The organism is Streptomyces rubiginosohelvolus, from assembly GCF_014649875.1.
Taxonomy (GTDB): Bacteria; Actinomycetota; Actinomycetes; order Streptomycetales; family Streptomycetaceae; genus Streptomyces; species Streptomyces rubiginosohelvolus.
Genome location: NZ_BMTW01000017.1, coordinates 103,530 through 126,154, shown reverse-complemented (window position 1 = coordinate 126,154; position 22,625 = coordinate 103,530). Strand labels below are relative to the sequence as shown.

Annotated in this window: 22 protein-coding genes and 1 riboswitch; of the genes, 13 read left to right on the top strand and 9 right to left on the bottom strand. The window is 71.6% G+C overall.

The features are described 5' to 3' along the window. Positions 1 to 295: 295 nt before the first annotated feature. From IE134_RS29095 to IE134_RS29050, 10 genes are all read left to right on the top strand, one after another. Positions 296 to 1,288, top strand: coding sequence for a helix-turn-helix transcriptional regulator (locus IE134_RS29095; protein WP_098018070.1), 993 nt, complete (start codon positions 296 to 298; stop codon positions 1,286 to 1,288). 162 nt (positions 1,289 to 1,450) lie between these two features. Then, the gene (locus IE134_RS29090) at positions 1,451 to 3,676 is read left to right on the top strand and encodes a carbon starvation CstA family protein (protein ID WP_030716644.1); all 2,226 of its coding nucleotides are present in this window, start codon (positions 1,451 to 1,453) and stop codon (positions 3,674 to 3,676) included. Next, complete coding sequence (locus IE134_RS29085; RefSeq protein WP_010061528.1) at positions 3,673 to 3,876, top strand: YbdD/YjiX family protein; 204 nt, start codon at positions 3,673 to 3,675, stop codon at positions 3,874 to 3,876. Before IE134_RS29090 ends, IE134_RS29085 begins: the two co-directional genes overlap by 4 nt. A 123-nt stretch (positions 3,877 to 3,999) precedes the next feature. Beyond that, complete coding sequence (locus IE134_RS29080; protein WP_030716646.1) at positions 4,000 to 4,692, top strand: hypothetical protein; 693 nt, start codon at positions 4,000 to 4,002, stop codon at positions 4,690 to 4,692. Further along, positions 4,692 to 5,201, top strand: coding sequence for a GNAT family N-acetyltransferase (locus IE134_RS29075; protein ID WP_030716648.1), 510 nt, complete (start codon positions 4,692 to 4,694; stop codon positions 5,199 to 5,201). The genes IE134_RS29080 and IE134_RS29075 overlap by 1 nt, the downstream gene beginning before the upstream one ends. Positions 5,202 to 5,265: 64 nt before the next feature. Continuing rightward, a riboswitch (cobalamin riboswitch) is annotated at positions 5,266 to 5,389 on the top strand. A gap of 137 nt (positions 5,390 to 5,526) precedes the next feature. Next, positions 5,527 to 7,941 (top strand): ribonucleoside-diphosphate reductase subunit alpha, encoded by a 2,415-nt coding sequence (locus IE134_RS29070; protein ID WP_098018076.1) that lies wholly within the window; start codon positions 5,527 to 5,529, stop codon positions 7,939 to 7,941. Continuing rightward, entirely contained in the window at positions 7,941 to 8,957 is a 1,017-nt protein-coding gene (locus IE134_RS29065) for a ribonucleotide-diphosphate reductase subunit beta (protein WP_030716654.1), read from the top strand. The genes IE134_RS29070 and IE134_RS29065 overlap by 1 nt, the downstream gene beginning before the upstream one ends. A 181-nt stretch (positions 8,958 to 9,138) precedes the next feature. Continuing rightward, positions 9,139 to 10,110, top strand: coding sequence for an ABC transporter ATP-binding protein (locus IE134_RS29060; RefSeq protein WP_030716656.1), 972 nt, complete (start codon positions 9,139 to 9,141; stop codon positions 10,108 to 10,110). Next, entirely contained in the window at positions 10,107 to 10,964 is an 858-nt protein-coding gene (locus tag IE134_RS29055; RefSeq protein ID WP_030716660.1) for an ABC transporter permease, read from the top strand. Before IE134_RS29060 ends, IE134_RS29055 begins: the two co-directional genes overlap by 4 nt. Before the next feature lie 5 nt (positions 10,965 to 10,969). After that, the gene (locus IE134_RS29050; RefSeq protein ID WP_030716663.1) at positions 10,970 to 11,770 is read left to right on the top strand and encodes an ABC transporter permease; all 801 of its coding nucleotides are present in this window, start codon (positions 10,970 to 10,972) and stop codon (positions 11,768 to 11,770) included. Here IE134_RS29050 and IE134_RS29045 read toward each other — a convergent pair. Beyond that, entirely contained in the window at positions 11,749 to 11,961 is a 213-nt protein-coding gene (locus IE134_RS29045) for a hypothetical protein (RefSeq protein WP_030716667.1), read from the bottom strand. The genes IE134_RS29050 and IE134_RS29045 overlap by 22 nt on opposite strands. Positions 11,962 to 12,042: 81 nt before the next feature. Here IE134_RS29045 and IE134_RS29040 point away from each other — a divergent pair, with 81 nt between their 5' ends. Further along, positions 12,043 to 13,017, top strand: a complete 975-nt coding sequence (locus IE134_RS29040; protein WP_030716669.1) for a GlxA family transcriptional regulator — start codon at positions 12,043 to 12,045, stop codon at positions 13,015 to 13,017. Positions 13,018 to 13,023: 6 nt separating this feature from the next. Here IE134_RS29040 and def read toward each other — a convergent pair whose 3' ends face one another. The 8 genes from def to IE134_RS29000 form a co-directional block, all read right to left on the bottom strand. Next, entirely contained in the window at positions 13,024 to 13,662 is a 639-nt protein-coding gene (gene def, locus IE134_RS29035) for a peptide deformylase (protein WP_030716672.1), read from the bottom strand. Positions 13,663 to 13,737: 75 nt separating this feature from the next. Beyond that, positions 13,738 to 14,733 (bottom strand): tetratricopeptide repeat protein, encoded by a 996-nt coding sequence (locus IE134_RS29030; protein ID WP_006127468.1) that lies wholly within the window; start codon positions 14,731 to 14,733, stop codon positions 13,738 to 13,740. 92 nt (positions 14,734 to 14,825) lie between these two features. After that, entirely contained in the window at positions 14,826 to 16,112 is a 1,287-nt protein-coding gene (locus IE134_RS29025; RefSeq protein ID WP_189432173.1) for an HD-GYP domain-containing protein, read from the bottom strand. Further along, positions 16,109 to 17,536 (bottom strand): HD-GYP domain-containing protein, encoded by a 1,428-nt coding sequence (locus IE134_RS29020; RefSeq protein WP_189432171.1) that lies wholly within the window; start codon positions 17,534 to 17,536, stop codon positions 16,109 to 16,111. Before IE134_RS29020 ends, IE134_RS29025 begins: the two co-directional genes overlap by 4 nt. Positions 17,537 to 17,634: 98 nt before the next feature. Beyond that, positions 17,635 to 17,955, bottom strand: coding sequence for a mycothiol system anti-sigma-R factor (gene rsrA, locus IE134_RS29015; RefSeq protein WP_030716680.1), 321 nt, complete (start codon positions 17,953 to 17,955; stop codon positions 17,635 to 17,637). After that, a complete protein-coding gene (locus tag IE134_RS29010; protein WP_010061546.1) occupies positions 17,952 to 18,608 on the bottom strand; it encodes a sigma-70 family RNA polymerase sigma factor in 657 nt (218 codons plus the stop codon). Before IE134_RS29010 ends, rsrA begins: the two co-directional genes overlap by 4 nt. A 311-nt stretch (positions 18,609 to 18,919) precedes the next feature. After that, positions 18,920 to 19,561, bottom strand: a complete 642-nt coding sequence (locus tag IE134_RS29005) for an alpha/beta hydrolase family protein (protein ID WP_189432169.1) — start codon at positions 19,559 to 19,561, stop codon at positions 18,920 to 18,922. A 25-nt stretch (positions 19,562 to 19,586) separates the two neighbouring features. Further along, complete coding sequence (locus tag IE134_RS29000) at positions 19,587 to 20,402, bottom strand: SOS response-associated peptidase (RefSeq protein ID WP_030716684.1); 816 nt, start codon at positions 20,400 to 20,402, stop codon at positions 19,587 to 19,589. Positions 20,403 to 20,455: 53 nt separating this feature from the next. Here IE134_RS29000 and IE134_RS28995 point away from each other — a divergent pair, with 53 nt between their 5' ends. Both IE134_RS28995 and aroA read left to right on the top strand, forming a co-directional pair. Next, entirely contained in the window at positions 20,456 to 21,169 is a 714-nt protein-coding gene (locus IE134_RS28995; RefSeq protein WP_010061549.1) for a M50 family metallopeptidase, read from the top strand. A 103-nt stretch (positions 21,170 to 21,272) separates the two neighbouring features. Continuing rightward, positions 21,273 to 22,625: a 3-phosphoshikimate 1-carboxyvinyltransferase gene (gene aroA / locus IE134_RS28990; protein ID WP_189432167.1), complete on the top strand. Its 1,353-nt coding sequence runs from the start codon at positions 21,273 to 21,275 to the stop codon at positions 22,623 to 22,625.

Genomic DNA, 22,625 nt, shown 5'->3' with positions numbered 1-22,625 from the left:
GGGGCAGCAGGGTGCCAGCCGCGGGAACGGCCTCACGAAGCCCACTGCCTGCGACGATGCGGTGGCGGCAGCAAACTGCCAGGCACCTTGCGGCCATCCGTCGCCGCGCTCGGGGCACCGTGCGGCCACCGCCGGGACTCGGCTTTTCCGGCCATGAACGCCCCGCCGGGCCCATCCATCCCGTGGACCTGGTCTATACCTTCACAACGCACCGCCCCTACACTCGCGCCCGGTGCTGAAGGGGCGTCCCGCACCGGCGTGCGGGGACGGCGTGACATCTGCGGGGGAGCCAGGGATGTTAGAGGTACTGGGGCTGGACGCGCGGACGGAGCTGGTCTACCGGCTCGTCCTGGAGGAACCGGAGCTGCGGCTCGACGAGATCGTGGCACGGCTGGGGCGGAGCGAGGACGATGTGCGCCGGGCCCTGGACCAGTTGGCGGAGCTGTGTCTGCTGGACGACGCCCCCCACGGCACGGAGCAGGGCCAGCCGGTCTTCCGGGCCCTGGACCCGGCGGCCAGCCTGCCGTTCCTCCTGTCCCGCCGGGAGGCCGAACTGGCACGGCAGCAGCGAGGGCTCGAAGTCGCCCGGGACGCGATGTCGGTCCTCACCACGGACCGGGGACGGCGGGCCGGCGGCGGATTCGACGTCGTCAAGCGGCTGGAGGGGCTCGGCGCGGTACGCGAGCGGCTGACCGAACTGGCCGAGCTGGCCCGGGCGGAGTGCCTCTCGCTGCTGCCCGGCGGCGCGCAGTCCCCGGACACGCTGGAGGCGAGCTGGCCTCTCGACCGGCGGGCGCTGGAGCGCGGGGTGCGGCTGCGCAGCATCTACCAGGACAGCTTCCGCAACGACCCGCCGACCCTGCGCTACGTGAACCGGCTGGGGTCGCTCGGTGCGGAGAACCGGACGCTGCCGACGCTGCCGCTGGTCATGGTGGTGGTCGACGGCGAGGTCGCGCTCGTGCCGCTGGACCCCGACGACGGGCGGGCGGGCGCCCTGGAGTTGCGCAGCAAGGGGGCGGTCGCGGTGGCCCGGATGCTGTTCGAGCAGCTGTGGGTGAACGCCACCCCGCTCTGCTCCGCTCCCGCCCGGGACGGCAACGGGCTGACCCCTCAGGAGGACGAGTTGCTGTCGCTGCTGGCGAAGGGGCACACGGACGCGACCGCGGCACGCCGCCTGGGGGTGTCGCTGCGCACCGTGCGCAGGATGAACGCGGAGCTGACGGCCCGGATGCAGGTCCGCAGCAGGTTCCAGGCGGGTGCGGAGGCGGCCCGGCGGGGCTGGGTCTGAGCGTCCCTCGCCGAGTGAACCGGGCCGGCGTGCCGCCCGTGTCCTGTTGCGACACATCACCGTTGCCGGACCGCAATGCGGACAGGGGGTGACGCTGGTCGGACGCGTCCCATAGATTTCCTGCCCATCGCACCGGTGATCAGCGAGGGGACGGAGCACAACATGGCGGAATCGCCCACACCAGCACCACCTGCCCCACCAGCAGCGGGGCGGCGAGGGCCGACCCCGAAGTCCATAGCCGTCTGGAGCCTCGTGGCCCTGGCCGGCGCCATCGGCTGGGCCGCCCTCGCGCTCTCGCGGGGTGAAGAGGTCTCGGCCGCCTGGATGCTGGCGGCGGCCCTCGGTTCGTATGCGATCGCGTACCGCTTCTACTCCCGGTTCATCGCCAACCGGGTCCTGAAGGCCGACAAGAACCGTGCGACCCCGGCCGAACGGCTGGACAACGGTGTCGACTTCCATCCCACCGACCGCCGGGTGCTGTTCGGCCACCACTTCGCCGCCATCGCCGGAGCGGGGCCGCTGGTCGGACCCGTGCTCGCCGCGCAGATGGGGTATCTGCCCGGCACGATCTGGCTCGTCGTCGGCGTCATCTTCGCCGGCGCCGTGCAGGACATGGTGACGCTCTTCTTCTCGACCCGCCGCAACGGCCGTTCGCTCGGTCAGATGGCGCGCGACGAGATAGGCCCGGTCGGCGGGATCGCCGCCCTGGTCGCGGTCTTCATCATCATGATCATCCTGTTGGCGGTCCTCGCGCTGGTCATCGTGAACGCGCTCGCGCACTCGCCGTGGGGCGTCTTCTCCATCGGCATGACCATCCCGATCGCCCTCTTCATGGGCGTCTATCTGCGTGTCCTGCGGCCCGGCAAGGTCAGCGAGGTCTCCTTCATAGGCGTCGCGCTGCTGCTGCTCGCGATCGTCTCGGGCGGCTGGGTCGCCGAGTCCTCGTGGGCGGACTTCTTCACGCTGGAGCCGGGCACGCTGGTCATCTGGATGATCGCGTACGGGTTCCTCGCCTCCGTACTCCCCGTGTGGCTGCTGCTGGCCCCGCGCGACTACCTCTCCACCTTCATGAAGGTCGGCACGATCGGGCTGCTGGCCCTCGGCGTGGTCGTCGCGCTGCCGACCCTGAAGATGCCCGCGGTCACCGACTTCGCCTCCAGCGGATCGGGCCCGGTCTTCGCCGGCTCGATGTTCCCGTTCGTCTTCATCACCATCGCCTGTGGCGCCCTCTCCGGTTTCCACTCCCTGGTCTCCTCCGGCACCACGCCGAAGATGGTCCAGAAGGAGACCCAGATCCGGATGATCGGGTACGGCTCCATGCTGGTCGAGTCGTTCGTCGCGATCATGGCGATGATCGCCGCCTGCATCATCGACCCCGGCCTCTACTTCGCCATCAACGCGCCCGTCGGTGTGATCGGCGACAGCGTCCAGTCCGCCTCGCAGGCCGTCGCCAACTTCGGCTTCACCATCTCCCCGGACGCCCTGGCCCAGGCCGCCAAGGACGTCGAAGAGGCGAGCCTGCTCTCCCGGACCGGTGGCGCGCCCACGTTCGCCCTCGGCATGTCGGAGATCTTCTCCGCGGTCGTCGGCGGAACGGCGATGAAGGCGTTCTGGTACCACTTCGCCATCATGTTCGAGGCCCTCTTCATCCTCACCACGGTGGACGCCGGCACCCGGGTCGGGCGCTTCATGCTCCAGGACATGCTGGGCAACGCCTACAAGCCGTTCCGCGAGGTCAGCTGGAAGCCGGGCGTCTGGTTCGCCAGCGCCGTCGTGGTCGGCGGCTGGGGGTACTTCCTCTGGGTCGGCGTGCACGACCCGCTGGGCGGCATCAACCAGCTCTTCCCGCTCTTCGGTATCGCCAACCAGCTGCTGGCCGCCGTCGCGCTGGCCGTCTGCACCACCCTGCTCGTCAAGTCCGGCCGGCTGAAGTGGGCGTGGGTCACCGCGGTCCCGCTCGCCTGGGACGTGGCGGTCACACTCACCGCGAGCTGGCAGAAGATCTTCTCCGAGGACGTGAAGGTCGGCTTCTTCGCCCAGCGCGACAAGTACCAGGCGGGCATCGACGCGGGCGAGGTGCTGGCGCCGGCCAAGTCCATGGACGACATGCGGACCGTCGTCACCAACTCCACGGTCGACGGGGTGCTGAGCGCGCTCTTCGCGCTCCTCATCATCGTGGTGCTCGTGGACGCCGGCCGGGTCTGCTACAAGGCCATCCGCGACCCGGAGAGCGTCAAGCTCCACGAGACGCCGTACGTCGAGTCCAAGCTCGTCGCCCCGGCCTCGCTGTTCGCCACCAAGGAGGAGAAGGCCGAACTGGTCGCCGCCGGTGTCGGACCCGAGGGCGGCATCCGCAAGGAGCCGGCGGAGACGGGGAGCCGGACATGACCGTCGCGGACGTACGACGGGTGGCCGGACGGATCCGCTGGTACGTCCGTGAGCTGACCGGCGAGTCCACGTACGACCGCTATGTGGCGCACGCGAGGACACACGATCCGGACGCGCCCGTGATGACCCGCCGCGCCTTCGAACGCAGCCGCACGGACGCCCGCGAGGCGGATCCCCGCGAGGGCTTCCGCTGCTGCTGAGCACCACGGGCCGCCACCGGGGCCGCCGCATCCCGGCCAGGGGGCGCGGCGGCCCTTTCCGCGCCCCCGACCGGGTCCGGCCGTGCGGGACACCGCACCTTCACCGTACGCAAGGATGTGCCCATGACACCGCGCTCCCGGTCACCTCGGCTCCGGCCCCTCCTCCTGACCCCGACGCTGACCATGACGCTGGCACTGGCCCTGGCGGCGACGGGCTGCGGCACCGAGCCGGCGCCCGGCTCGCAGACGGCGGCCGACCGGAGTTCCTCGGCCGATCCGGCGCCCGGCCGGGCGGAGTTGGAGGCGCGGGCGAGCGCCGCCCAGCTCGTCGCGGAGCATGTATGGGTGACCGAGGCCGCGGGCTACGCCTTGGCGCGCCAGTCGGTCGGGGTGCTCGGCGACGACGGGTTCGGCAGCGTCTACACCGAGCCGGACGGCGGGCAGATACGGCTGTCGGTGGAACGCCTCCCGCACGCCGACGCCGACTGCACGGACGGCCCGGCGTCGGGCAGCGCCCAGGAGCCCCTGGTGGCCTGCGAGCGGGACGGCGAGCAGTGGTACCGGGCCACGGAGTCGGGTCATGCGTACGCCCGGGAACAGGGCGGCCTGGTGGTGACGTTGAGCGGAACACGCCAGGAGGTGGACCGGGCGACGCTGCGCGCGGCGGCCCGGGCCGCCCACCGCGCCGACGACTACGAACTGGATCAGGTGCTGCCGCCCGCCGGGGAGGGCGCCGGGCGGCAGCCGGTGGAGCGCGGCGATCTGCCGCCGGTCGGCGACGGCGCACCGAACAACGATGTGGGGACGAGTGGCTGATGGACCTGACGATCAGGGTGGCGGAGCCGGCCGAGTACGCCGTGCTCGGCGGGATCATCGCCGAGGCGTATCTCGGCGATGATCTGCTGGACGGCCCGCAGGACCCGTATCTGCTCAAACTGCGGGCGGTGGAGCAGCGGGCGGCCGAGGCGGAGACGTTGGTCGCGCTCGACGCGGACGGGGCCGTGCTCGGCGGTGTGACATATGCCGCTCCCGGCACGCCGTGGCGCGACATCGCCGGTCCGGACGAGGCCGAATTCCGGATGCTGGCCGTGGCCCGCGAGGGGCGCGGACGGGGCGTGGGAGAGGCGCTCGTACGGGCGTGCATCGAGCGGGCCCGGTCGGCGGAAGGTGTCCGGGCGCTGGTGCTGTCGACGCAGCCGGCCATGCTCTCAGCCCATAGGATCTACCGGCGGCTCGGCTTTCTGCGGACCCCCGAACGGGACTGGGAACCGGTGCCGGGCCTACGGCTCATGACCTTCCGGCTGCCGCTGGAGGCGGTGTCCTGAGGGGCACATTAAATCGACGCGACACAACATGTGGGGGCCGCAGCATCTGGCGGCCCCCACATGTATGCTCGACCTCGCTGTCGCCGCAGGGGAATCCGGTGCGAATCCGGAACTGTCCCGCAACGGTGTGATCAGTGTGCTTTTGCGCACCTGCAAGTCCGAAGACCTGTCGACAGTGCGTCCGGCTCGACCGAACCGGATGCCAGACGTCCGGGCCTCGCGGATAGGCCGGTGGACGCCGTCAGCAGTGCTGCCCCGCCCCGGGTTTCGCGCTGCCCGGCTTCCCCTCCTTCCGCCGGCCCCCTGCCGAGCGAGGGAAAGCCCAGTGACCATCGCGCCCGCCGATCCGGTTTCAGCCACCGAATCCGCCGAGTCGACCCCGGCCGGGAAAGCCCCGAACGACGGACCCGGGACCGCCTTGCTGCGGACCCTGACCGATCTCACCGTCGATCTTCCCGACACCGACCCCGGACGGGTCGCCGCCGCAGCACTGCGCGGACGCAACGCCCGCTCCGACGAGGCCGAGCTGCGCACGCTGGCCACCGAGGCCGCCGCGGGGCTGATCTCCGAGGACCCGGCGTACTCCCGGCTGGCCGCCCGGCTGCTGACCCTCTCGATCGCCGACGAGGCGGCGGGCCAGGGCGCGACGTCCTTCTCCGCCTCGGTCGCCGTGGGTCACCGCGAGGGCCTGATCGCCGACCGCACCGCCGCCTTCGTCGAGTTGCACGCGAAGGCGCTGGACGAGCTGGTCGAGCGGACGCTGGCCGACGGCGCCGACGACCGCTTCGGCTACTTCGGTCTCCGTACGCTGCACAGCCGTTACCTGCTGCGCCACCCGATCACCCGGCAGGTCATCGAGACCCCGCAGCACTTCATGCTGCGCGTGGCCGCGGGCCTCGCCGAGGACGAGTCGGCGCGGGCGCTGGACGAGGTCGCCGCGCTCTACGGGCTGATGAGCAAGCTGGACTACCTCCCCTCCTCCCCCACCCTCTTCAACTCCGGTACGCGGCACCCGCAGATGTCCTCCTGCTATCTGCTGGACTCGCCGAAGGACGAGCTGGACTCGATCTACGACCGCTACCACCAGGTGGCGCGGCTCTCGAAGCACGCGGGCGGCATCGGTCTGTCGTACTCCCGCATCCGCGCCCGGGGTTCGCTGATCCGGGGCACCAACGGGCACTCCAACGGCATCGTGCCGTTCCTCAAGACGCTGGACGCCTCGGTGGCGGCGGTGAACCAGGGCGGCCGGCGCAAGGGCGCGGCGGCGGTCTACCTGGAGACCTGGCACGCGGACATCGAGGAGTTCCTGGAGCTCCGCGACAACACCGGTGAGGACCAGCGGCGTACGCACAACCTGAACCTGGCGCACTGGATCCCGGACGAGTTCATGCGCCGGGTGGACGCGGACACCGAGTGGTCGCTGTTCTCCCCGGCGGACGTGCCCGAGCTGGTCGACCTGTGGGGCGACGAGTTCGACGCGGCCTACCGGGCGGCCGAGGCCAAGGGGCTGGCCCGCAAGACGATGCCGGCGCGTGAGCTGTACGGCCGGATGATGCGGACCCTCGCGCAGACCGGCCAGGGCTGGATGACGTTCAAGGACGCCTCCAACCGGACCGCGAACCAGACCGCCGAGCCGGGCCGGGTCGTGCACTCGTCGAACCTGTGCACGGAGATCCTGGAGGTCACCAACGACGGCGAGACGGCCGTCTGCAACCTGGGCTCGGTCAACCTGGGCGCCTTCGTGGCGAACGGCTCGATCGACTGGGAGCGCCTGGACTCCACCGTCCGTACGGCCGTGACCTTCCTGGACCGGGTCGTCGACATCAACTTCTACCCGACCGAGCAGGCCGGGAACTCCAACTCCCGCTGGCGGCCGGTCGGCCTGGGCGCCATGGGCCTCCAGGACGTCTTCTTCCAGCTGCGGCTGCCGTTCGACTCGCCCGAGGCGCGCGCGCTCTCCACGAAGATCTCCGAGCGGATCATGCTGGCCGCGTACGAGGCGTCCTGCGACCTCGCCGAGCGCTCGGGCCCGCTGCCCGCGTGGTCGGAGACGCGTGCCGCGCGCGGGGTGCTGCACCCCGACCACTACGCCACCGAGCTGAACTGGCCGGAGCGCTGGGACGCCCTGCGCGCCCGGGTCGCGAAGACCGGGATGCGCAACTCCCTGCTGCTCGCCATCGCGCCGACCGCGACGATCGCCTCGATCGCCGGTGTGTACGAGTGCATCGAGCCGCAGGTCTCCAACCTGTTCAAGCGCGAGACGCTCAGCGGTGAGTTCCTCCAGGTCAACGCCTACCTGGTGGACGAGCTGAAGAAGCTCGGCGTGTGGGACGCCCGCACCCGTGAGGCGCTGCGCGAGGCCAGCGGCTCCGTGCAGGGCTTCGCCTGGATCCCCGAGGACGTGCGGGCGCTGTACCGCACGGCGTGGGAGATCCCGCAGCGCGGTCTGATCGACATGGCGGCGGCCCGTACGCCGTTCCTCGACCAGAGCCAGTCGCTCAACCTGTTCCTGGAGACGCCGACGATCGGCAAGCTCTCCTCGATGTACGCGTACGCCTGGAAGCAGGGGCTGAAGACGACGTACTACCTGCGTTCGCGCCCGGCGACCCGGATCGCCCGTGCCGCGTCCGGCCAGGCGTCGGCCGCCGCCCCCATTCCCGTACAGCAGGCTTCGGCGCCCGACGCGGACGCCATCGCCTGCTCTCTTGAGAACCCCGAGTCCTGCGAGGCCTGCCAGTAATGAGCTCCACCGAAAACAAGAACCTGCTCGACCCGGGCTTCGAGCTGACCCTGCGTCCGATGCGCTACCCGGACTTCTACGAGCGCTACCGGGACGCGATCAAGAACACCTGGACCGTGGAGGAGGTCGACCTCCACTCGGACGTCGCCGACCTCGCGAAGCTGTCGCCGGGTGAGCAGCACATGATCGGGCGGCTGGTGGCGTTCTTCGCGACCGGTGACTCGATCGTCTCGAACAACCTCGTGCTGACGCTGTACAAGCACATCAACTCCCCCGAGGCGCGGCTGTACCTGTCGCGGCAGCTCTTCGAGGAGGCCGTGCACGTCCAGTTCTATCTGACGCTGCTGGACACCTATCTGCCCGACCCGGACGACCGGGCGGCGGCGTTCGACGCGGTCGAGGAGATCCCGTCGATCCGCGAGAAGGCGCAGTTCTGCTTCAAGTGGATGGACTCGGTCGAGAAGATCGAGCGGCTGGAGACGAAGGCGGACCGCCGTCGCTTCCTGCTGAACCTGATCTGCTTCGCGGCCTGCATCGAGGGGCTGTTCTTCTACGGCGCCTTCGCGTACGTGTACTGGTTCCGCTCGCGCGGTCTGCTGCACGGTCTCGCCACCGGCACCAACTGGGTGTTCCGTGACGAGACGATGCACATGAACTTCGCGTTCGAGGTCGTGGACACCGTCCGCAAGGAGGAGCCGGAGCTCTTCGACGACGAGCTCCAGCAGCAGGTCACCGACATGCTGAAGGAAGCGGTCGACGCGGAGCTCCAGTTCGGCCGCGACCTGTGCGGCGACGGACTGCCGGGCATGAACACCGAGTCGATGCGCGAGTACCTGCAGTGCGTCGCCGACCAGCGGCTCGCCCGCCTCGGCTTCCCGACGGTGTACGGCTCGGAGAACCCGTTCTCCTTCATGGAGCTGCAGGGCGTCCAGGAGCTGACGAACTTCTTCGAGCGCCGCCCGTCCGCCTACCAGGTGGCGGTCGAGGGCTCGGTCGGGTTCGACGACGACTTCTAGACCCGCTCCGGAACCTGAAAGGCCCCACCGTGCCGCTGAGCACGGTGGGGCCTTCCGCGTCCCTGACAGCATGACGAGAACCGGCCGAACGGAAAAACACTTGGACTAGACCAAGCCTCGGCGTGCACACTCTCAGATCGATCACGCCCGACCGGGCCCGGATCGCTCCAGAGAGGCGGACATGCCCGTCATAGAAGTGGCAGACCTCGTCAAGGAGTTCAGCCGACCCACACGGCAGGAGGGCCGCTTCGCGGGCCTCCGTACGCTGCTGACGCGTGAGCAGACCGTCAAGCGTGCGGTCGACGGCGTGAACTTCACGGTCCAGCAGGGTGAGATGGTCGGCTATCTCGGCCCCAACGGTGCGGGGAAGTCCACCACCATCAAGATGCTCACCGGCATCCTCGTCCCGACCTCCGGCACGGTCACGGTCGCCGGTGCCACGCCCTGGCGGGACCGGTCCCGCAACGCGCGCCGGATAGGCGTGGTCTTCGGCCAGCGCAGCCAGCTCTGGTGGGACCTGCCGCTGCGCGACTCGCTCTGGCTGATCAGCCGCCTCTACGACGTTCCGGAGGCCCGGTTCCGCGAGAGGCAACGGCAGTTCAGTGAGGTGCTCGGCCTCGGTCCGTTCCTCGACACTCCCGTCCGCCAGCTCTCCCTGGGCCAGCGGATGCGCGGCGACCTCGCCGCCGCGATGCTCTACGACCCGGACATCCTCTATCTGGACGAGCCGACCGTCGGGCTCGACGTCATCGCCAAGGAGCGGATACGCACCTTCGTCGGGGAGCTGAACCGCGCATCGGGCACCACGGTCGTCCTCACCACCCACGACCTCGACGACGTCGAGGAACTCTGCGGCCGGATCATCCTCATCGACCACGGCAAGGTCGCCTACGACGGCGCGGTGGACGAGCTGAAGGCCCGCTACGCGCCGCACCGCGAACTCGTGGTGCAGACCGACCGGCTGGAGAGCGTCGAAGGCGCGGAGGTCGTCCGCCGCGAGGACGGCAAGGTGTGGCTGCGCTTCGACCCCGTCCGCACCCCGCCCGCCGAACTGGTGGCGGCGGTGCTGGAGCGGCACCGGGTGACCGACCTCTCGATCGTGGAACCCGAGCTGGAGAGCGTCATCCACCGGATCTACGCGGACCGCGGATGACCGCCCCGACGGCCTCCGCCACGAAGGCGGCCCCCACCTCCGCGAAGCAGCCGGCCGGGACCCTGCTGCGGTCCTATCTGGCCTGCGCCCGGATAGAGTTCCGCGCCGCCCTCACCTACCGCACGGCCTATCTGTCGTCCTTCGCCATGATGCTCCTGCAGATCTGGCTGCTGACGGTGGTCTGGAAGGCCCTCTACGACGGCCGCGCCGAGGTGGACGGGCTCAGCCTCACCACCATGACGGCGTACGCGACGCTGACGACGCTCCAGTACCAGCTCGTCAGCCCGTGGCGGTCCTCCCCCATCGACCAGCGGGTACGGGAGGGCAAGGTCGCCGTGGACCTGCTGCGGCCCGTCGGCTTTCCCGGGCAGATGCTCTCCGGCCAGCTCGGGTGGGCATCGGCCGCGGTCCCGGTCCTACTGGTGGCCCTGCCGTTCGCGCTGCTGATCGGCGCGGGCCAGGCACCGGCATCGGCGGCCGCGGGGTTCGCCTACCCGGTGGCGCTGATCGGCGCGCTGCTCGTGAACCAGCTGCTCGGGCTGCTGCTCGGCATGGTCTCGTTCTGGACCCTGGAGGTGAGCGGCGCCCTGATGGCCTACCGCTTCGTCGCACAGTTCTTCTCCGGGGCCCTGGTCCCGTTGTGGTTCATGCCGGGACCGGTGAGGGCGGCCGCGGAATGGCTGCCGTTCCAGGCCACCGCGTACACCCCCGCGGCCGTCTACCTGGGCCAGGTCGAGGGCCTGGGCATCGTGGCCGCCCTGGGGGTCCAGCTCGCCTGGATCGGCGCGCTCGGTGCGCTGGCCGCGTTCGTCTGGTCGCGCGCCCGGCGCCGCGTCATGTCGCAGGGGGGATGAGGGCGATGCGAGGTGCGCGCGTCTATCTGCTGCTGGCCGGTGCGGCGTTCCGGGCCGAGTTCCAGTACCGGGGGAACCTGTTCATCAACATCATCGGCGGCCTGTTCTACCAGGGCGTCGGGCTGGCGTTCATCTGGGCGGTGCTGGACCGCTTCGGGCAGGTCGGCGGCTGGGGACTGGCGGAGATCGCCTTCCTCTACGGAATCAGGCTCACCGCCCACGGCCTGTGGCTGCTCCCCGGTCACCAGCTGATCCACGTCGACGAGGTCGTCATCGAGGGCGACTACGACCGCTATCTCGTCCGTCCGGTGCCACCGCTGGTCCAGCTCCTCACCCGCAGGGTCCGGCTGAGCTCGCTCGGTGACCTGGCGGGCGGAGTGGTCCTCCTGTCCATCGCCTCGGCCTCCGCACCGGTCGACTGGTCACCGGGAGCCGTCTGCTTCCTCCTGCTCGCCGTGGTGGGCGGTGCGCTGGTGGAGGGTTCTCTGCAACTGGCCGCCTCCGCGCTGGTCTTCAGGATGAAGAGGGTCTCTCCCATCAAGTTCGCCATCGACATGATCTTCAGCGACTTCGGCAACTACCCGCTGAAGATCTTCGGCCCGGTGGCCGGCTTCGGGCTGACCTTCGTCTTCCCCCTGGCCTTCGTCGCCTATCTGCCGGCGACCGTGCTGATGGAACGGGGAGAGGAACTCGCCGTGCCGGAATGGCTCGCCTGGGGCGCTCCGGCCATCGGCGTCGTGCTCATGTACGCCGCATACCGCTTCTGGGAGCGGCAGTCCCGCCATTACGAGAGCAGCGGGCACTGAGCGGGACCGACCGTGCGAGGCTCTCGGGAGAACCCGCCTCGGCTTTCCGTTTCCGTGGGTCCCGCCTCCCTCCGGGCGGCGTCGCGCAGCTGGCGGTCGATGCGGCGGTCACGGGCGATGCCGAGGCCAGCGGGGAGGAGGACGAGGGCGAGGAGGGCGGTCACGACGAGGTAGTTCAGGAAGAGGTTCATGCCTCTACCTTCGCCCGCCCGGAGGACTTTGGTCAGTGGCAGCACTGCCACACAGCATCAAATTACTGCCACACTGGCTCCATGCTGAAAAATGTCGCCGTCCTGCTGCTGGACGAGGTCCACCCCTTCGAACTCGGCGTGCTGTGCGAGGTGTTCGGCCTCGACCGCAGCGAAGAGGGCCTGCCGGTGCACGATTTCGCGGTGGTCTCCGCCGAGGGACCCGAACTGCGCACCCACGCGGGCTTCACCATCAGCACGCCCCACGGCCTGGACCGGCTGGAGAAGGCCGACCTCATCGCCGTCCCCGCGAGCGGCAACGTCATGGCCAAGACGCATCCGGAGGAGGCTCTGTCCGCCCTTCGCCGGGCCGTGGAGCGCGGTGCGCGGGTGCTGAGCGTCTGTTCGGGGGCGTACGTCCTCGGCGCGGCCGGGCTGCTGGACGGCCGCCGCTGCACGACGCACTGGCGGCACGCGGCGGATCTGGCCCGCCGCTACCCGAAGGCGATCGTGGAGCCGGACGTGCTGTACGTCGACGAGGGCCCGGTGATCACCTCGGCCGGGACCGCCGCCGGGATCGACGCCTGCCTGCATCTGGTCCGCCAGGAGTACGGGCAGGACGCGGCCAACACCATCGCCCGGCGGATGGTGGTCCCGCCGCACCGGGACGGCGGCCAGGCGCAGTACATCGACCGGCCGCTGCCCAGGAACGCCTGCGACACGGTCGGCGGGACCCTGGCGTGGATGGAGCAGCACCTCGACCAGGAGATGACGGTGGAACAGCTGGCCGCGCAGGCGCACATGTCGCCGCGCACCTTCGCCCGGCGGTTCCAGCAGGAGACCGGGACCACGCCGTACCGCTGGCTGCTGCGGCAGCGGGTGCTGCTGGCCCAGCATCTGCTGGAGACCTCCGACCGGACGATCGACACGATCGCGGGGCAGACGGGCTTCGGCACGGCGGCGACGCTGCGGCACCAGTTCGTGCGCACGCTCGGTACGACGCCGAACGCCTACCGCCGGACCTTCCGGGGCCCGGCGGCCACGGCCGAAGCCGCCTGAGAGGCCTCAGTCGTTGGGGACGGTCTCGTAGCGCGGCGTGCCCTCTTCCATCTGCCGCAGCGCGTCCTTGCGTTCCCGCTTGGAGAGCCGGTCGATGTACAGGTAGCCGTACAGGTGGTCCGTCTCGTGCTGGAGGCAGCGCGCGAAGTACCCGGTGCCCTTGACGCGGATCGGGTTGCCCTGGGCGTCCTGGCCGCGCACCACCGCGTAGTCGGGGCGGGCGAGCGAGGCGTACGCGGTCGGGACCGAGAGGCAGCCCTCGTTGGAGTCGTCGAGCACCCGCATCTCGGGGGCCAGCTCCTCCAGGACCGGGTTGCAGACGACGCCGGTGTGCCGCTTGCCGTCGTCGTCCGGGCAGTCGTAGACGAAGACCTTCAGGTCCACACCGATCTGGTTGGCCGCGAGGCCGACGCCCTCGGCCGTCTTCTGGCTGGCGAACATGTCGTCGATCAGCTGGGCCAGCTCGTCGTCGAACGCGGTGACGTCCTTGCACTCCTTGTGCAGCACCGGGTTGCCCACGGTCGTGATCGGACGCGAGGTGCCGCGCGCGCGGTAGGCCGCCTCACGCTCCTCGCAGTCCTCGGTGTCGACGACGAACCCCTCGTCGTCCACGTCGATCCGCCCGTCCGTCTCCTGCTGCGACATGTCCGCCGTACGCCTTCCTGCAAAACCTGGGGGAACCGCACCGCGATCGGTGCGCCTACAGCCTACGGGCAGCGGTCAGCAGACTTCTTCGAGATCCCGCCACTCGCGGCTGTCCGGGCTGTCGGCGACCCAGCCGTCGAGCAGTCCGCGCACCAGTCCGGCGGGGGCGGCGAGACCGCATTCGCGCTCGGGCACCCAGAGGTCGCCGGCCCCGGCGGTGCGGTGGCCGAGCGGTCCCGGGTGGCCCGGCTCGCTGTGGTCGTGCGGGTCCAGGTGCTCCCCGTCGCCCTCGTCGCTCTCCATCCGGCTCTCCGAGCACGCCCGGCACAGCAGGCGCACGGACGAGGACCAGTCCTCGGCGGCGAACCCGGCGTCCGACGCCAGCTTCTCCAGGGCGTCCCGGTCCTCCTCGGTCGCCGCCTCCAGCAGCACCACCCAGGTCGGCACCGGGGACGGCGCCCACAGCTCGATCTCGTCGAACACCGGATAGGCGGGCCCGGCCGCGGTGACCCGCTCGCCGTTGGGCACCCCGTCGTGCAGGACGACCTCGCCCCAGCGCCGCCCGGAGGACGGCAGCGGGATCGAGAGCACCTCGATCCGGGCCGGGTCGAGCCGACGGCCCCAGACCACCTCGGCCTCGCCCTCCGGCGAGAGCCGCACGGCGGCGCTGCCCAGCTCCATGCCGGTCGGCTCGGTGGTGGCCGCGCTGTGCTGGCCGCCGCCGGGGACCTTCAGTCCGTACGCCTGCCAGGCCCGCCGCGCCAGCGGCCAGTCCTGCAGCGCGGTGGCCGCGATCCCCACGTTCCACCAGTCCGGGGCGCCGGACTCGCGGTCCAGCAGCGCGACCGCCCGCAGGCCCGCCGCGCGCGCCTGCTCCCAGTCGTGCCGGAACTTGTGCAGCAGCGCCAGATTGAACCAGGACTCCGAGAGCCAGGGCTCCAGATCCGCCGCACGCGTCAGCAGCGCCCCCGCGTCCTCGTACCGGCCGTCGCCGATCAGCGTGAACGCGCGGTCCGTGGCCTGCCGCCAAGAGGCGGACGGCCGATGCCGTACCTTCCCGAAGATCCTCACGATTCCCGCCTGTCCCGACTGGACACCCTCGTCATCCGCTCTGCTTTCGCATCCAACCATGCCCGGGTGGACGCCCGCTCATTACCCATGGGTTACCCAGCTCCGGCCGGGGTCAGACCGCCCCGCGCGAGGACGCGTCCCAGCGCCTCGACCACCTGTGGCTGGTGGTCGTGCCCGGTGCCGAGCCTGAGCTGCTCCAGCGCCCGGAGCGGCCCGCCGACGCTTTCCCCGCATAGGTCGTCGTATGCATTGACCGTCCTGACGATCCTGGCGGCGAGCGGCTGCTCCCGGTACGGATCGGCCTGCTGCTCCACCACCGCCGCGACCTCCGGACCGGCCCCGGTACGCCGGACCACGGCCCCGCCGAGCAGGGCGATCCGGCGCTGCTCGGCGGCGGGCAGCCGGGCGGTCGCCCCGTCGGCGACCGGGTCGAGGAGGGAGAGCTGACCGATGTCGTGCATCAGGGCGGCGTGTTCGAGGACGGTCAGCCGGGGCCCGGTCAGCCCCAGCTCCCGCCCCACGGCGGTGGCGAGCGCGGCGACCCGGCGGGCGTGGCCGGGCGGGGTGTACCCGGCGATCTCGGTGGCGCGGGCGAGCGAGGCCATCGTCTGCCCGCAGGTCGTGCGGACGGCGGTGTACCGGCGGGCGGAGACCTGGGTGAGCAGCAGCGGCCCGCACAGCACCGCCGGCGCCCACGGCCCGGCGACCGCGACGCCCAGCGCCGTCACGACCCCGGTCGCCCCGATCGCGACTCCGGTCCCGGCGAGCGCGCGCACCTCGTCGACCAGGAGCGATCCGTACGGGGGCAGAGCCCCGGGGCCCCCGGCGAGGGCCGCCGAACGCGCCAGGAGGGCGGCCGGCACGGCGTCGCACAGGGCGGTCAGCGCCAGGACCGTGAGCGGGAACAGCGGGAACCACGGCCCGTCGCCGAACCAGCGCTCGGCCTGCCCGGAGGCGTACAGCGGCTGGAAGCAGACCGCCGCGAAGCCCACGGTCAGGGTCCGGCGGGCGGCCCGGTCGGCGTCCGTGCGACGGCCGCACGCCCTGCGCGGTACGGCGGCGAGCGCCTGCGCGACGACCACCACCGCGATCACCTGGAGCGACCCGTGCGTGGTCGGCCGCCCGGCGCTGTCCCCGAGCAGGGCGTACGCGAGGGCCCCGGCCGCGGCGAGCGGCGCGGGCTCCCGCTCCCCGGCGGCGGCGCCCCGGCGGACCAGTTCCCCGGCGGCGACCAGGAGGCCGAAGACCAGGGCGAGGCCCGGCTCGGCGAGTCCCCGCACCGATGTGTGGGCGAGCGCGACGAGGGCGAGGAGCAGGGCGGCCCCGCGCACCGCGAGGACGGCCGGGGCGAGCGGGCCGCTCCCGTACGGGGCCCTCACCGGCGGCGGTCCCGGGACGGTCCGGACAGCGGAGCGGCGCTCCGGGCGCGCGGGATCAAAGGCGCGTCCTGGCGGAGCCCGGCCGCCGCACCGTACGGCTCGCGCGATACGTACGGCTCGCGCGGTTCGTCGGCCGTGACGGCGGTGTCGGCCTCGCTCCAGCCGTGCCGGCCGAGGGCGCGGTCCAGCGCCCCCACCATCCGGGGGTCGAACTGGCTGCCCGCGCACCGCTTCAGCTCCGCGAGCGCGGCGGGGACCGGGCGGGCGCGGCGGTAGGAGCGGGTGGAGGTCATCGCGTCGAAGGCGTCGGCGACGGCCACGACCCGGGCGAACTCGGGGATGCGCGAGCCGCTGAGCCCGTAGGGATAGCCGCTGCCGTCGAGCCGTTCGTGGTGGTGCAGGATCGCGTCGCGGGCCTCGTCCAGGAAGCCGATGCCCCGGACGATCTCGTGCCCGTACTCCGGGTGCAGCTCCATGATCCGCCGCTCCTCGGGAGTGAGCGGCCCGTCCTTGCGCAGCACCCGGGTCGGGACGCCGAGCTTGCCGATGTCGTGCAGGATCCCGGCGAACCGGAGCCCCTCCACCCGGCGGTCGTCCATGCCGAGTTCGCGGGCGATCAGAACGGAGGCCCGGCCGACGCGTTCGCTGTGGCCCCGGGTGTAGGTGTCCTTGATGTCGACGGCGTGCACCAGGGCGCGGATCGTGGCGCGGTGGGCGGCCTGTTCGCGGTGGTACTGCGCGAACACCCAGCGGGAGAGGTACATCGGGAGCAGCACGAGGAGCGCGGAGAGCGGGCCGTACGGGCTCCGCCACAGGACGGCCGTCATCAGCCCGGCGAGCGCGTGCACCAGATGCGGACCGAGGGCGAGCGGCAGGAGGGCGTACACGCTGCGGTGGACGGGCCTGCGTTCCGCCGCCGCGAGGACGAGGCCGTCGAGCGCGGTCAGCACCAGGCTGAAGGCGAGCGCCGCGGCACAGGCGGGCAGCAGGGCGCGGGGGAAGTCCGGGGCCGCTCCCCCGCCGCCGAGGGTCCCGGGGCCGCCGAGGGTCGCGTACGCCCAGGAGGCGGCGGCACAGGTGAGGGCGAGTTGCGCGGCCCGCCAGATCCGGCGGGCCGCGTACGGCGGCTGTTCCACCCGCCCGGCCAGGGAACCGCTCGCCGCCACCAGCGCGGCGGCCGCGGGCGGCAGCAGGAAGGCGGCGGTGAGGAGGACCGGGAGAAACGCTCCGGCGGCGACCGGTCCGGGGCCCCCGGGCGGCGAGCGGCGGCCGGCCGCCTGGCAGCCGAGCCCGAGGGCGGCCAGCAGGACAGCCGTGCCCCACGGGACCGGGGCGTCGGGGGTGTACGCGGGAAGCGTGCACCAGATCGCGCAGAGGACGGCGGCCAGGATGCAGGCACGCGCCGCCGCCGGTGTGCCGCTCACGCCCGCAGTCGCCCCCCAGCATGGTCGATGGACGCGCCACGCTAGTGAGTTGCGCGGCTCACCGAGCCGCTACGGATCCGATTAGCACATTCGGGTGACTATTCGGCGGCGGTCGCCGACCGGTCCGTGTCCTGCACGGTCACGTCCTGATCGGGCACGGCCTCGCCGGCCCGGATCAGGTCGATCCGGCCCATCACCTTGGAGCGCAGGTCGGTCGGGACGTCGTCCTGTCCGCAGCAGCGCTTCACCAGCTTCTTCACGGCCTGTTCGAGGCCGTACTTCTCCAGGCACGGGGAGCACTCCTCGAAGTGCGTCTCGAACTTGGTGCAGTCGCCCTCGGGCATCTCCCGGTCGAGAAACTCGTAGAGATGGTCGAGGACCTCCGAGCAATCCGTCTCGTGCGGCTCTCCGCAGCTCATGAGGCCGAGCCCTTCCGATCGTCCGAGTCACCGGCACCGGCCGCGACGAGCCCGCGCTCACGGGCGTAGTCCTCCAGCATGCCGCGCAGCTGGCGACGGCCGCGGTGCAGCCGGGACATCACCGTACCGATGGGAGTCCCCATGATGTCCGCGATCTCCTTGTAGGCAAAGCCCTCGACATCGGCGAGATACACGGCGATGCGGAACTCCTCGGGAATCGCCTGGAGCGCCGACTTCACGTCGGAGTCCGGGAGATGGTCGAGGGCCTGGGACTCCGCCGAGCGCAGACCGGTCGACATGTGCGACTCGGCCCGGGCCAGCTGCCAGTCCTCGATCTCCTCGGCGGCGCTGCGCTGGGGTTCCCGCTGCTTCTTGCGGTACGAGTTGATGAAGGTGTTGGTGAGGATGCGGTACATCCACGCCTTGAGGTTGGTGCCCTCACGGAACTGGTGGAAGGAGCCGTACGCCTTCGCGTAGGTCTCCTGGACCAGGTCCTCGGCATCGGCGGGGTTGCGCGTCATGCGCAGCGCGGCCGAGTACATCTGGTCGAGAAAGCCGAGCGCGTCCCGCTCGAAGCGCGCGTTGCGCTCGGCCGGCGTCTCGGGTGCGCGGCCGTCGTCGGTCCCTGTGTCGGTCCCAGTGACCGGACCCACCTCCTCCAACGATGTGGCGGAGCCGAAACCGGACCCGCTCGCCTCGGAGAATAGTCGACCTTGCTTGGTGGCGGCCTGTCGATTACCCCCGCCCAGGGGCCGCTCGGAGGTGGTCCTCGCCGCAGGCAGCACGGTCCACTCCAGGTCAGCGGCGTTCGAGCGGCTGGGGCAGATGGTCGAACCCATGCGACGGACTCCCTCTCCACGTACGACGTTGTTGTACCGACGTCCCGAACAACAGCGCCCCGGCGCGGAGCATTCCCGGGGCCGGTGGCACGCGTGCGACGGCCGTGCCGACCGGTGGCGCTGGGTCATCCGAGTGACATGAGCCACCCGGTGACGGCTTCGGTGAGGATGCCCACCGCCTGTTCCTCGGTGAGGCCGGACCGCTTCGGCACCGCGAACCCGTGGTCGCCGTGGGGCACTTCGGCCAGCGTGTACGAGCCGGGCGGGAACTCGCCGGGCTTGCCGAACGGGTCGTTGCCGCCCTGCACGACCAGGGTGGGCACTCCGGTGCCGAGCAGTTCGTCGGCGCGGGACTTCTCCGGCCTGCCCGGCGGGTGCAGCGGGAAGCTGAGCGCGAGGACGGCGGCCGCGCCCAGTTCGGTGGCGGTCCGGCAGGCGACGCGGGCCCCGGCGCTGCGGCCTCCGGCGATGACGGGGAGCCCGGGGGCGGCGAGGGCCGGCCACAGTCCGCGCCAGCCGGTGTCCAGGGTCTTCGGGGCGGGCGCCACCTTCTTGCCGGCCACCCGCCAGGGCTGCTCCACCAGGGCGACGGTGACGCCGTGTCCGGGCAGGGCGGCGGCCAGCGCCTTCAGATCACGGGCCTCGATCCCGCCGCCCGCCCCGTGGCTCACGGCGAGCACGCGGCGGGGCGCGGAGGCGGGAACCCAGGTGATCCGGGCTTCACCGGCGTCGGTGGTGACGTTCTGCGTACGTGGTTGACGGCTCACCGCGCCATCCTCCCCCGCGCGCGCCTCAGAACAGCGTGGATTCCTCCGGCGCGGCCAGCTCCTCCAGCAGTTCGGGCCCGTTGTTGCGGACGTTGCTGACGGCGGTGGCGACCGGGTAGGCGCGCATCAGCCCGCCGGGCGGCGGCTCCAGCAGGGCCCGCAGCTCGTCCTCGCCGGTGCGCGAGGGGTCCAGCCAGACGTCCCAGCGGTCCGGGGTGAGCATGAGCGGCATCCGGGGGTGGATGTCGGCGAGCGCGCCCGGCCCTTCGGCGGGGGCGACGGCCAGCGGCGTGGTCTCCGCCTCGGTGGTGATCACCGAGCACGTCACCCACCAGGCGTTCTCGTGGTCCTTGGGCAGGGTCGCATCGCGCCAGAACTCGTACAGTCCGGCCATCGCGAAGACGGATCCGTCGGCGGGGGTGACGAAGTACGGCTGTTTGCGGGGCCGCTTCTTGCCCTTCTTCTCCTCCAGCTGCCGCTCCTCGGCTCCGGTGACCCACTCGTAGTAGCCGTCGGCGGGCAGGATGCAGCGGCGCTGGGCGAAGGCGCGGCGGAAGGAGGGCTTCTCGTGCACGGTCTCCGCGCGGGCGTTGATCATCCGGGCGGCCCCCTCGGGGGTCTTGGACCAGGACGGGACGAGTCCCCATTTCAGGGCGCGCAGCTGGCGAACCGGACGCGGGTCGTCCGCGTCTTTAACAGGACGCTCCAGAACCGCGTAGACCTCTTTGGTCGGCGCCACGTTCCAGTCCGGCTCCAGGGTCTCGGTGGGCTCCCACTTCTCGACACCGAAGAGTCCGGTCAGGTCCTCGGGCTTCCGACTCGCTGCATACCGTCCGCACATAAGTGCCAGACTGCCACGACCGCCCGCCCTGACCGCAAGGAGTCGCCCGGCCGATGAACAGCACCGAATTGGGCGATCTGTGGGATCGCGTGACCGGAACCCAGTCCGCTCCCGAGCAGTGGCTGGTGGTGGTGACGGCCACGCTCGCGCTCATCGCGGTCGTACCGAACCCGATATGGCGCCTCGCCCGCAACACGATCACCATCGCGCACGAGGGCGGCCACGGCCTGGTGGCGCTGCTCACCGGGCGGCAGCTCTCCGGCATCCGGCTGCACTCGGACACCAGCGGGCTGACCGTGAGCCGCGGCAAGCCGACGGGGATCGGCATGATCCTCACCGCGGCGGCGGGCTACACGGCCCCGTCCCTGCTGGGCCTGGGCGGCGCCTGGCTGCTGACGAACGGCAGGATCACGCTCCTGCTGTGGGTGGCGACGGCCCTGCTCGCGGTGATGCTGGTGATGATCCGCAATGTGTACGGGGCGCTCACCGTCATCCTGACCGGCACCACGTTCCTCCTGGTGTCCTGGCTGGCCTCCTCCGACGTGCAGTCGGCGTTCGCGTACGTGGTGGTGTGGTTCCTGCTGCTGGGCGGGGTGCGGCCGCCGTTCGAGCTCCAGTCCAAGCGGCGGCACGGCGGCGCCCCGGACTCCGACGCGGACCAGCTGGCCCGGCTCACGCACGCCCCGGCGGTGCTGTGGCTCTTCCTCTTCCACGCGGTGTCGCTGTGCTCGCTGATCGGCGGCGGAAGGTGGCTGCTGGGCTGGTGAGGACGGGGCGGCCGTCGCGGTCCGTACCACTCTCTGGTTACGGGACGGTTTCCGCCCTTTTGGCCAGGATCCAGGTCGGCGTAAAGCCACTAAAGTGTTGGCCATGACCGAGAGTTCCGTGCAGCCCGCCCTCTGGCCCGCCCCCCATGCGAGCGGGGCCGTCGACGCCACCGTCACCGTGCCCGGATCGAAATCGGTCACCAACCGCGCGCTCGTGCTGGCATCGCTGGCCGCCGAGCCGGGCTGGCTGCGCCGCCCGCTGCGCTCCCGCGACACCCTGCTGATGGCCGACGCGCTGCGCGCCATGGGCGTCGGCATCGAGGAGACCGTCTCCTCCTCGTCCGCGAGCAGCCCGTCCGCCGCGGCCTCCCCGGACAGCTCGGGCGAGGCATGGCGGGTCATCCCGGCGGGGCTGCACGGCCCGGCCACGGTCGACGTCGGCAACGCGGGCACGGTCATGCGCTTCCTGCCGCCCGTCGCCACGCTCGCCGACGGCCCGATCCGCTTCGACGGCGACCCCCGCTCCTACGAGCGCCCGCTGACCGGGGTGATCGAGGGCCTGCGCGCTCTCGGCGCGCGGATCGACGACGACGGGCGCAGCGCGCTGCCGCTGACCGTGCACGGCGGCGGGGCGCTGGAGGGCGGCCCGGTCTCGATCGACGCGTCGTCGTCCTCGCAGTTCGTCTCGGCGCTGCTGCTGTCGGCGCCGCGGTTCAACCAGGGTGTGGAGGTCCGGCACACCGGGGCCGTGCTCCCCTCGATGCCGCACATCCGGATGACCGTCGACATGCTGCGGGCCGTCGGCGCGCAGGTGGACGAGCCGGAGACGGGCGGTGAGCCCAACGTCTGGCGGGTCTCCCCCTCCGCCCTGCTCGGCCGGGACCTGACGATCGAGCCGGACCTCTCCAACGCCCAGCCGTTCCTGGCGGCGGCCCTGGTGACCGGCGGCCGGGTCACGATCCCGGACTGGCCCGAGCGCACCACCCAGCCGGGCGACGCGCTGCGCGAGATCTTCACCGCGATGGGCGGCTCCTGCGAGCTGACCGAGCGCGGGCTGACCTTCACCGGTACGGGCCGGATCCACGGCATCGACGTGGACCTCGGCGAGGTCGGCGAGCTGACGCCGGGCATCGCGGCGGTCGCCGCCCTGGCCGACTCCCCCTCCACGCTGAGCGGGGTGGCCCACCTGCGGCTGCACGAGACGGACCGGCTGGCCGCGCTGACCAAGGAGATCAACGAGCTGGGCGGCGATGTCACCGAGACCGCCGACGGACTGCACATCCGCCCGCGCCCGCTGCACGGCGGCGTCTTCCACACGTACGACGACCACCGCATGGCCACCGCCGGGGCGATCATCGGCCTGGCGGTGAAGGGCGTGGAGATCGAGAACGTGGGCACGACCGCCAAGACCCTGCCGGACTTCCCGGACATGTGGACCGGAATGCTCGGGGCCTAG